This window comes from Luteibacter sp. (assembly GCF_051958795.1).
Taxonomy (GTDB): domain Bacteria; phylum Pseudomonadota; class Gammaproteobacteria; order Xanthomonadales; family Rhodanobacteraceae; genus Luteibacter.
The window spans coordinates 16,457-27,755 of record NZ_JBQCFT010000374.1; the positions used below are offsets into that span (position 1 = coordinate 16,457).

General features: G+C 67.4%; 5 protein-coding genes. 4 read left to right on the forward strand and 1 reads right to left on the reverse strand.

The window, feature by feature from the left end:
- The first annotated feature begins 118 nt into the window (after positions 1-118).
- A complete protein-coding gene (locus ACTHLF_RS20000) occupies positions 119-2,395 on the forward strand; it encodes a family 20 glycosylhydrolase (protein ID WP_440329796.1) in 2,277 nt (758 codons plus the stop codon).
- A gap of 112 nt (positions 2,396-2,507) precedes the next feature.
- Here the strand turns inward: ACTHLF_RS20000 and ACTHLF_RS20005 are convergent, their stop codons facing one another.
- A complete protein-coding gene (locus ACTHLF_RS20005; protein WP_440329798.1) occupies positions 2,508-6,779 on the reverse strand; it encodes a DEAD/DEAH box helicase in 4,272 nt (1,423 codons plus the stop codon).
- Positions 6,780-6,927: 148 nt separating this feature from the next.
- On the opposite strand from ACTHLF_RS20005, the gene ACTHLF_RS20010 reads away from it, so the two are divergent.
- The 3 genes from ACTHLF_RS20010 to ACTHLF_RS20020 all read left to right on the forward strand — a co-directional run bounded on the left by ACTHLF_RS20010 (position 6,928) and on the right by ACTHLF_RS20020 (position 10,933).
- Positions 6,928-9,138, forward strand: coding sequence for a glycoside hydrolase family 3 C-terminal domain-containing protein (locus tag ACTHLF_RS20010; RefSeq protein ID WP_440329799.1), 2,211 nt, complete (start codon positions 6,928-6,930; stop codon positions 9,136-9,138).
- 147 nt (positions 9,139-9,285) lie between these two features.
- Positions 9,286-10,056 carry a transporter gene (locus tag ACTHLF_RS20015; RefSeq protein ID WP_440329800.1) on the forward strand — a complete coding sequence of 257 codons (771 nt, stop codon included), beginning with the start codon at positions 9,286-9,288 and terminating at the stop codon, positions 10,054-10,056.
- A gap of 271 nt (positions 10,057-10,327) precedes the next feature.
- Complete coding sequence (locus tag ACTHLF_RS20020; protein WP_440329802.1) at positions 10,328-10,933, forward strand: hypothetical protein; 606 nt, start codon at positions 10,328-10,330, stop codon at positions 10,931-10,933.
- The last annotated feature ends 366 nt before the right edge of the window (positions 10,934-11,299 follow it).

Consider the following 11,299-nt stretch of genomic DNA (forward strand, 5'->3'; position numbering starts at 1 on the left):
CATAACCCTCGAAGCTTCATTCCCCACGGGCCCGTCGATCAACTTGCCGGGCCCGCTTTTTTTGCCGGGTCATTACGGACACAATCGACCCCTCGCGTTAAACCCGATGGAGTCCTCGATGCGCCGTATCCTCCTCCTCGCCATGGCCACGGGCCTTGCCGCCTGTGCCAGCCAGCCGAGGCAGAACACCGCCCCCGTCGATACGACGCCGCTCTCGCTGATACCGATGCCCGCCCAGCTGGCCCGTGTGCCGGGCCTCTTCCGCATCGATGCCTCCACGAAGATCGCCACCGCCGCCGGGGATACCCAGGCGAAGAAGGTGGCCGGGCAGCTGCAGGGCTGGCTGCGCCAGGCGCGCGGCGTCACCCTGCCGATCGTCGAGGGCAAGCCGGGCTCGGGCACCATCTGGCTGCACACCGAGGCTTCGGTGAAGGGCATCGAGGCGTACACGCTGGATGTGGACGACAAGGGCGTGCGCATCGCCGCCAACGATGAAACCGGCCTGTTCTATGGCGCGGTGACCCTGTGGCAGCTCGTCACCGACCCGGCCGCGCAGAACGGCGTGCCCGGCGTGCATATCGTGGACAAGCCGCGCTTCGAATGGCGCGGCCTCATGCTCGACTCCAGCCGCCACTTCCAGTCGGTGAGCGAGATCGAACACCTGCTCGACCAGATGGCGATGCACAAGCTCAACACCTTCCACTGGCACCTCACCGATGACCAGGGCTGGCGCCTGCAGATCGACAAGTACCCGAATCTCACCGAAGTGGCCTCGTGCCGCAAGCCGGTGGGTCCGGATATCGCCCTGACCGGCGGCGCGGACAAACCCTACTGCGGCTTCTACACCAAGGAAGAGGCGAAGCAGATCGTGGCCTACGCCGCGGAGCGCCACATCACTGTGGTGCCGGAGATTGAAATGCCGGGCCACGCCCAGGCTGCGGTCGCCGCCTATCCGCAGTTCGGGGCGGGCAAGAAGCACACCGTCTCGGGCGACTGGGGCGTCAACACCGCGCTGTTCAACGTCGACGATGGCACCTTTACCTTCCTCGAGGATGTGCTCGACGAAGTGATGGAGGTATTCCCGTCCACGTACATCCACGTGGGTGGCGACGAGGCGGCCAAGGACGAGTGGGAGCACTCGCCCAAGGTGCAGGCGAAGATGAAGTCGCTGGGCATCGACGATGAAGAGAAGATGCAGGGCTGGTTCGTTGCGCGCATCGGCGACTACCTGGAACAGCACCACCGCCGCCTGATCGGCTGGGATGAGATCCTCGATGGCAAGGTGCCGGCCAGCGCCACCGTCATGTCGTGGCGTGGGACAAAGGGCGCGATCAAGGCCGCCAACGCCGGCCATGACGTGGTGATGGCTCCCTCGCCGAACCTGTACATGGATTACCTGCAGTCCACCCTGCCGGACGAGCCGGCCGGGCGGCCGATCATCCAGTCGCTCGAGAGCGTCTACACGTTCGAACCGGTGCCGCCGGGTATCCCGGCCGACAAGGCCAGCCACGTGCTCGGCGAGCAGCTCACCCTGTTCACGGAGTACCAGCCGAACTGGCAGCGCGTGCAGCATGCGCTGTTCCCGCGCGTCGCCGCGGTCGCGGAGCGCACGTGGAGCCCGATCCCGGACTGGAACGGCTTCCTCACCCGCCTGCCCGCGCAGTTCTCGCGCTACCGCGCCGCCGGCATCATGCCGGCCGACAGCGCGTTCGCCGTGGCGATCGATGCGCAGGCCGCCGGCAGCGACAAGGCCACCGTTACCCTCGCCAGCCAGACCGGCTTCGGCAAGATCCGTTACTCCACCGACGGCACGCCGCCGACCGCGCAGTCGCCGGAATACACCGCGCCGTTCGAGGTGACGCTGCCGACGACGGTGCAGGCGATCACCTTCGTCAACGGGTTTGGCGTATCGGGCCCGCGTGCGTCCACCATTGATGCGAAGTCACTGCTGCGCCGTAGCAGCGACCAGCTCGCCACCTGCAACGACAGGCTGCCCATCCGCATCGAATCGCCCGTGCTCGTCGATGGCGTCCGCCCGGTCTACAAGGTGGACATCATGGATACGTGCTGGATGTGGAAGGGCGTGAAGCTGGACGGCCGCTATGGCGTCGCGATCAGCGTGAACCGCCTCCCGTACAACTACGCGCTGTGGAAGGACGCCGCGAACGTCGTCTCACGCAAGGCGAAGTCGCGCGATGGCGAGATCGAGATCCACCAGGACACCTGCGACGGCCCGAAGCTGACCACGATCCCGCTGGCGAAGGCCAAGGGTGGTCCGGCCACCATCGACGGCATCCTGCCGAAGCGCGAAGGCACGCATGACCTGTGCATCGTGATCACCGGCAAGCCGGGGCCGGCGACGATGTGGGCTATCGGGGACGTGCAGCTCCGCTAACGCACCACCGTAGGAGCCCACCCTGTGGGCGACATCTTTTGCGATGACGCCACAGGCCCTGTGGCTCTTCCGCGAACGGCGTCGCCCACAGGGTGGGCTCCTACGCGATCGGTTACGCCGGAACGCGCATATCGGCACGCCGCTGCAGCGCGCTGCGCGCCTCGCGCTCTTCCTCCGGCGAGACCTCGCCGATGACCACGAACTTCCCCGCCACCATCGCCGCCAGCGGCAGGCCGTCGCGGATGGCGATGCGGTTGCCGATGTTCGCCGGCACCTTCGTCCCGGCGACGATCCCGCCGACCAGGTTCAACGGATCGGTCGCGGCGATGCATACGATCTCGCCATCGTGTTCGCGGTGGCGGATCTGGCGCAGCGCCGGCAACGCCTCGGGCAAGGCGAACTGCTCACCGACCAGCCCGTCGACGAAGCGCCCGCCGCGGATTTCGCCGCGTGCCTCCAGCCGGTGATAGACCCGGCGCAGATCGCGCCATGCAGGCAGCCACGCAGCTTCGCGTTCCAGGATGCGCCAGCTCACGACGCCGTAGCGCCGCAGCAGGGTGCGCGCGATGTGTTCCATCCCGTCGGCGTCATTGCGTTCCTCGCGCGAACGGCGCGCCAGCGACCAGCGGCCCGCATCCTCGATGCCGCTGAGCATGCTTCGCCGCGTGCGCCGTGCCCGGCCGCTGTTCCGCTTGGACGAAGGCAGGAGCAAGGCCCGCAGGCCGGCGAAGCTGTCCGCGGTAACGCGGCCGGCTGCCACCAGTTCGCCCAGCGCATCCTCGAGCTCCGTGCGCAGCAGGCGGGTGATCGAGGCCAGTTCGTCGAAGAACAACGCGCCCTCATCGCGCAGGGCTTCCTCCACGGCTTCCGCGCGCGACGAGAGTTTCAGTTCATCCGATGCCGCGGGCGCGGCGGCCGACCACACCGGCAACTGGCGGCGCGGCAGCAGCACGATCGGCGTGGCCCGCACCGGGCCGCCGGTTCCCGTACCAAGGCGCAGGCGGCTCCAGACCGTGCGACCGGCACGGCACAGGTCATCCAGCCAGCCGATGCTGTAATCGCTCACGCGCGAGGGCAGCAGTTCCGATTCCCATGCGCCGGCCGCCGCCTCATAGCCCTCGAGCTGGCCGATGACGCCCGCCAGCGCGTCGGGTCCCGACACCTGCGTTGCCCGGGTTACGTGTTGCCAGTCGAGCAGGAAGCGCAGGAAGTCGCGCGGTGCCACCGGTTCGATCTCGCGGCGCAGGCGGCCGATGGTGTAACGGTGGATGCGCGCCAGCAGGTGGCGCTCACACCATTCGGTTTCGGTGGCGCCCGGCGAGAATGGGCCGCGCATGACATAGCCTTCGCTCTCCAGCGCAGCGAGCGCCAGCGCGATATCCATCGGATCCACGCCGAGGCCAGGCGCAAGGCTGCGCTCCTCGACCACGCCGAGGCCACCGAGGCGGCCGCGCACGATATCGACCAGTGCGGCTTCGCGCATCCAGGCCTGTGCGGCGTACTCCACAGGCGCGGCGATCGCGGGTTGCATCGTCGCGTCGGCGTGGACTGCCTGCCACGCAGGCAGCCGCTCGGCCGCTACCCATATCGACATGCCGCCTGCGGAGAGCAGCGTCGCGCGCGCATCATTCGCGAGCGCCTGCAGCAGCTGCGCCCACCCGTTGTCGCGCACTTCGTCCAGCGTGACCCCGCCGAGCAGCATCAGCGCCTCGTGCATTTCATCGGCACTGCGCGCTTCAGGCCAGGCTTCCTCGCGCACGGACACGATCGCATCCAGGTCCAGCCGGCCGAGGTCGTCGGCACTCTCGGCCTCGTTCCAGCGACGCGACTGCACGGCCTGCGTGCGGCGCTCCTCCAGTGGTGCATCGTCGAGGAACGCATAAGGCGCGGCGCTCAGTACCTCCGCCGCCAGCGGCGACGGCGTGGCGAGATCCCGCGCCACGACGCGGATACTGCCGCCCTCCATGCCACGCAGCACCGCGAGCCAGCCTTCGGTATCCATCGCTTCGTGCAGGCAGTCGTCGAGCGTCTGGTTCACCAGCGGATGATCCGGCACCTCGCGCTCGCCCACGATGTTTTCCTGGCAGGCGACCTGGTCGGGGAACACGGTGGCGAGCAGGTCCTCGCTCTTCATGCGCTGCAGCTGCGGTGCGACCTTCTTGCCACCCGTAAAGCGCGGCAGGGCCAGCGCGGTCGTGGCGTTCCAGCGCCAGCGCACGCCGAACAGCGGCGCATCGAGCAGGGCCTGCACGAGCACGTGCTCGGCACTCGCGGAATGCAGGTAACGCGAGACCTCTTCCAGCGGGAAGCTGTGGCTGGTGGAGAGCGAAAGGATGATCGCGTCTTCGGTGGCCGCGGCCTGCAGTTCGAAGTTGAACTTGCGGCAGAAGCGCTTGCGCAGCGCCAGGCCCCACGCCTTGTTGATCCGGCTCCCGAACGGCGTGTGGATGATCAGCTGGGTGCCGCCGGATTCATCGAAGAAGCGCTCCATGACCAGCGTATCGCGCGTCGGCAATGCACCGAGTGCCGCACGGGCGCGAAACAGGTAATCGACGATCTGCTCGGCGGAGGGCTTCGCCATGCCCAGCTCCGCCATGAGCCAGGCCAGGCCGGCTTCACGGCCGCCCAGGTCGAACTGCTCCGCGATGTCGGTGCGCAACCGCGCCACGCCGATCGAAAGCTCATCGGTGCGCCCCGGTGCCTCGCCCAGCCAGAACGGGATGCTCGGCGGCGCGCCCTGCGCGTCTTCCACGCGCAGGCGGCCCATTTCGACACGCAGGATCCGGTAGGAGCGGTTGCCGAGCTGGAACACGTCACCGGCGAGGCTTTCGATCGCGAAGTCCTCGTTCACCGTACCCACGACGGTGGACTGCGGCTCAAGCAGCACGTTGTAATCGCCGGTCTCGGGAATGGTGCCGCCCGAAGTGACCGCGGTGAGCCGCGCGCCACGCCGCTCGCGCAGGCGCTTGTTCACCGCATCGCGGTGGATGTACGAGCCGCGCGGCCCCACGCGCGTGCTGAAGCCATCAGCCAGCATGCGGACGACTTCATCGAAGGTCTCGCGCTTGAGCTCGCGGAATGGATAGGCGCGACGGATCAGGTCGAACAGCGCATCCTCATCCCACTCCTGGCAGGCCACTTCGGCGACGATCTGCTGGGCCAGCACGTCGAGCGGCTGGTGCGGCATGATCAGCGCATCGAGTTCGCCACGGCGCACGCAATCGAGCAGCGCCGCGCATTCGACGAGGTCGTCGCGCGAGGTCGGGAACAGCCGCGCCTTCGGTGTCCCGCCCACGGCGTGGCCGGCGCGACCGGCGCGCTGCAGGAACGCGGCGATCGAGCGCGGCGATGCGATCTGGCACACCAGGTCCACGTCACCGATATCGATGCCGAGCTCGAGCGATGCGGTGGCGACCAGCGCGCGCAACGAGCCCGCCTTCAGGCGCTGCTCGGCGTCGAGGCGCTGTTCGCGCGAAAGGCTGCCATGGTGCGCGGTGACCGCGTCGGTGCCCAGGCGCTCGGAGAGGTGGCGTGAAACGCGCTCGGCCATGCGCCGCGTGTTCACGAACACCAGCGTCGTGCGGTGCTGCTCGATCAGGTTGCCGAGCCGGTTGTAGACCAGCTCCCACATGTCGTTCGACATCACCGCCTCGAGCGGCACCGGCGGCACCTCCAGCGCGAGGTCGCGCTTCCGGGCGTGGCCGATATCGACGATGGCGCAGTCGTCATCGCCGGTGAGGAACGCCGCCACCTTCTCGATCGGCTTCTGCGTGGCCGACAGGCCGATGCGTACGAGCCGGCGCTGCGCGAGTGCCTCCAGCCGCTCCAGCGAAACCGCCATGTGGCTGCCGCGCTTGCTGGCGGCCACGGCATGGATCTCATCCACGATGACCTCGCGGATGTTGCGCAGCATGGCCCGGCCCGACTCGGAGCCGAGCAGCACGTAGAGCGATTCCGGCGTGGTGACCAGGATGTGCGGCGGGCGCTTGCGCATGCGCTCGCGATCCGCCGACGGGGTATCACCCGTGCGCACCGCCGTGCGGATCTCGACATCCGGCAGGCCCTGCTTGCGCAGCTCCTCGCGGATGCCGGCCAGCGGCGCCTCCAGGTTGATGCGGATGTCGTTCGACAGCGCCTTCAGCGGCGAGACGTAGAGGATCGTGGTGCGGTCGCGCAGGCCGCCTTCCTCCACGCCCTCGCGTACCAGCATGTCGATGGCCGAGAGGAAAGCGGTGAGTGTCTTGCCCGAGCCGGTCGGCGCGGCGACCAGCGTGTGCCGGCCCGAACGGATCGCCGGCCACGCCGCGACCTGCGCCTCCGTGGGCGCGGGGAAGGTGGCTTCGAACCAGGCGGAAACGGCGGGATGGAAAGCGCTGAGTGGCATTGACGTTTGTGAATTCATTCAATGACATAGATGGGGGCGAAAGCCGCCATCGACAAGCCTCGAGGGTACACCCGCGGCGTCTCGCGGGTTGCGATGTAAGCGTTACTGGACCATCGTGAGGCGTTTGTTCAATCCTGGATGCCTCATCATGGTCGATACCGTCCGCCGCACCGCCTTCGCCCTCGCCATCACCGCCGGGCTCGCCGGCACCGCCAGCGCCGCCACGCCCCCGGCCCACCCCTGGATGGATCGCTCGCTTTCCGCGGACAAGCGCGCCGAGCTGCTGGTGGCGGCCATGACGGACGATGAGAAATTCCGCCTCATCCGCACCGACTTCGGCATGAAGAGCGACAAGCACCCGCAGCCGGAAGGCGCCCTGGGTAACGCGGGCTTCATTCCCGCCATGCCGCGCCTGGGCCTCCCGGCCATCCAGGAGACGGATGCCGGTCTCGGCGTCACCAAGCCCGGTGTCGATAACAAGGGCGCGATCTCACTGCCGGCCAGCCTCGCCGCCGCCGCCAGCTTCGATCCCGCCGTGGCCCACGCCGGCGGCCGTATGATCGGTGGCGAAGCACGCGCCATGGGTTACAACGTGCTGCTCTCCGGCGGCACCAACCTGCTGCGCGACCCGCGCAACGGCCGTAACTTCGAGTACGTGGGCGAGGACCCGGTGCTCGCCGGCACCATCGTTGGCGCCACGATCAAGGGCGTGCAGGAACGCCAGGTGGTCGCGACCATCAAGCACTTCGCGGCCAACGACGTGGAATCGGGCCGCAACACGATCAGCTCGCAGATCGACCCGGTCGCGCTGCGCGAGTCGGACCTGCTGGCCTTCGAGATCGGCATCGCCCATGGCGACCCGGGCTCGGTCATGTCGGCCTATAACAAGGTCAATGGCACCTACGCGGGTGAGCACGACTGGCTGCTCAACCAGGTGCTGAAGAAGGAATGGGGCTTCAAGGGCTGGGTGATGTCTGACTGGGGCGGTGCGCACAGCGGCGCCAAGGCCGCGAACGCGGGCCTGGATCAGGAATCGGCAGGCGAAGTGTTCGATGCGGAAGTCTTCTTCGACAAGCCGCTGCGCGAGGCCGTCGCGAAGGGTGAGGTCAGCAAGGCCCGCCTGGACGACATGGCAAAGCGGATCCTGCGCAGCTTCTTTGTGCACGGCGTGCTGGATAACCCGGTGCCGGTGAAGGCCACGACAGTGCCTTACGAGGCCGACCGCATGGTCGCGCGCAGCGCCCTGGAAGCGGGCGCCGTGCTCCTGCGCAACGAGGGCTCGCTGTTGCCGCTGGCGAAGGGCAAGTCGGTCGCCGTCATCGGTGGCCATGCCGACAAGGGCGTCATGGCCGGTGGTGGTTCGTCGGCGGTCACCGACGACAACGGCAACCCGCTGCAGGGCGCCGAGCCCACGTCGTGGCCCGGCCCGCACGTGTTCCATCCATCGGCGCCGCTCACCTTCATCGGCAAGCGCGCGAGCAAGGTCACGTTTGATGCGGGCACCGACCCGGTGGCCGCCGCGAAAGCTGCGGCGGGCGCGGATGTCGCCGTGGTGTTCGTCACCAAGTGGGCGGCCGAGTCGTTCGATGCGCCGGATCTTTCGCTGCCGGATAACCAGGACGCCGTGGTCGCTGCCGTGGCCAAGGCCAACCCGCACACCGTCGTGGTGCTCGAGACCAATGGCGCGGTGGCGATGCCCTGGCTTGACCAGGTCGGCGCCGTGATGCAGGCGTGGTACCCGGGCTCGGGCGGTGGCGATGCGATTACCCGCCTGCTCTACGGCGATGTCGCGCCGAGCGGCCGCCTGCCGCTGTCGTGGCCGAAGGATGATTCGCAGCTGGTCCGCGCCACGATCCAGGGCGCCGGCCTGAACAGCAAGGAGAAGCCGGCCGACACCATCGACTACAACATCGAAGGCGCGGAAGTCGGTTACCGCTGGTTCGAGAAGACGAAGCGCCAGCCGCTGTTCGCCTTCGGCTACGGCCTCACCTACACCTCGTTCGACTACAGCGGTTTCGAAGTCGGCAAGGACAAGCAGGGCCGCGCCGTCGCCCACGTGACGGTGAAGAACACAGGCAAGACCGCCGGTGCCGATGTGCCCCAGGTCTACGCCACGGGCCCGTCGGGCGGTACGCGCCGCCTTGCCGGCTGGACCAAGGTGGTGCTGAAGCCCGGCGACAGCCGCCGCGTCGATATCCCGCTGGAACCGCTGGCGCTCGCCCGCTGGGATGATGCCGGCGAGCGCTGGCACATCGCCGCGGGCACCTACCAGCTGAAGCTCGGCCGCTCCGCGGAAGACTTCGCCGGCGACGCAAAGCTCGACCTGCCCGAAAGCTTCCCGGTAGTAAAAGCCCCGTAGTAGAGATGTAGGAGCCCACCTTGTGGGCGACGCCTTTCGCGAACGAGCTACAGGCCCTGTGGCGCTTCGCGAAAGGCGTCGCCCACAGGGTGGGCTCCTACGGTTCTTCGCATCCACGCGACATCGGCGCTTGTCACAATGCGCCGCATGAACCTGCGCCCTGCCCTCGCCGCCTTCCTGCTCCTCACGCCGACGATCGCCCTGGCCGATCCGCCCGACTTCGACCGCCCCGGCGCGGGCTTCGCGACCAGCGTCCTGCCAGCGGGCACGGTCGCACTCGAGCAGGGCCTGCCCAGCTACGAACGCCAGCGCGCGGACGGCTTCCTCGACCGCACCTACACCGCCGATTCCGTCCTGCGCATCGGTACCGGCGGCGCGATCGAATTCCAGCTCGGCGGCTCGGCCTGGAATCGCCTCGAGGAACGTGGGCAGGGCTCACGCCGCCACGCAACGGGCCACGGCGATACCAGCGTCGCGATGAAATACGCGCCCTCCGGCTCCGATGCGGACGGCGCATTCACCTGGGCCGCACTCGGCGAAGTCACCTTCGCCAACGGCGACGAAGATTTCGGTAACGGCGCGAAACAGTACAGCCTGGGCACCACCATGCAGTGGAAGCCGAGCGATACGCAGCAGAACACCCTGTACGCGAACGTCGATCGCCTGAAGGGCCGTAACACGTGGACACTGGCGCCCACCTTCGGCCGCAAGATCGGTGAGAACTGGATGGCCTACGTCGAAGCCGACGCCATCCACGATGCGGACGACGGCAACGAACTCCAGGCCGGCGGCGGCGTCGCCTACGACATCGGCGACCACCTGCAGCTCGACGCATATGCCCTGCACCGCATAGCCGGCCACGGGCCATCGGTCATCGCAGGCCTGGGCGTCTCCGTATTCTTCGGCCACGCCCAGTAGCGACTAGCGGTTACCCCTGCGCATCGCGCGAAACAGCAGCACGGTCAAAGCGAGGCCTATAGCCAGGCCGATACCGGCGCCATAGATCGAGCCCGCCTTCTCGCCGACAAGCCAGCCAATCCCGCACCCGAGCAGCATGAAAATCGGAAGAGGAAGACAGCCCATATCCTGACCCTGTTTGACGGAATAGCCTTGCAGACGATGCCCAGGCCGGTACCTATCGTGGAGGGCCGCCCGCGTTTGCCGGGTGAATTCGAAAGGCAGATCAAGGATGAACGTCCCGAAATTCCGTTGGCGGGATACCTCGCAATGGGAGCGGTGGGCGCCACGCAGCATCGGGGGTACCACGTACACGTTCGATCATCTGCTTGCCTTCGACATGACAGTTGAGCGGCCGGCGCGAGGTGATCTTCCATCCTTGCTGGTCCACGTCCGCGTCGTCTTCGACTGCCACGTGGTGACCGAAAGTGTTGGAAAAGGCCTGCCGGCCGGTCCGCCGTGGGATAGCGCGGTATGGATCGACTCGGGTGGCCGCGAACGGCGTTTCAACCAGTCGCGCTACCTTCGTTCGCTTGGCCTTCCGCTATTGATCAGAGGGCTTACGAACGGGCAGTCGAGATGCTATGTCGCGAGCGCCCACAATTACATGGTCTGCGAGCGGATCGATGTGCAGGGGAGGTCGGAGTACTACCAGGTCTATTTCGACCTGTACCGGCCGACGAACGAGCCGCGCCTCGTCATGTACGTCCAGAGCGCTTACGTAAAAGATCATCCGCTTGCGGCGAGCCGTAAACACGCAAAGCCGTTCGCGACATTGTGCGCGGAAAAGGTCGGAGCTGTGCCCAGGAAAGGACTGGCCAACAAAAAGGCCCCATGAGGGGCCCTTTTGCAGAAACATAAAGCGGGTCCGATTCCTCTTACCCAGCGCTTGCTGGACCTGTCGTGACAGCTGGGCGGCTCCTCCCATCGGCTAGGGAGCCTCATGGTTGTCGATGTTACTGCAACACCATGGTGAATCAATGAGCGGTTTCCGATTCACCGTGTAAGACATGGCCCTCGCGCTCACGCGGAGGGCCATGGTGACCGTCCCTGGGTCTGGTGGCATTTGCCACCTACACGCGGCCCGGTCTGGCCGGCGCGGCGCTATCGCCGATGAAGGGGGGGATCGATCCTGGCGCTAGGGACGGACGGCATCCTGCCGTCGGATCGGTCATCGGCGACGCGCTAAGTCTTACCCACGGCA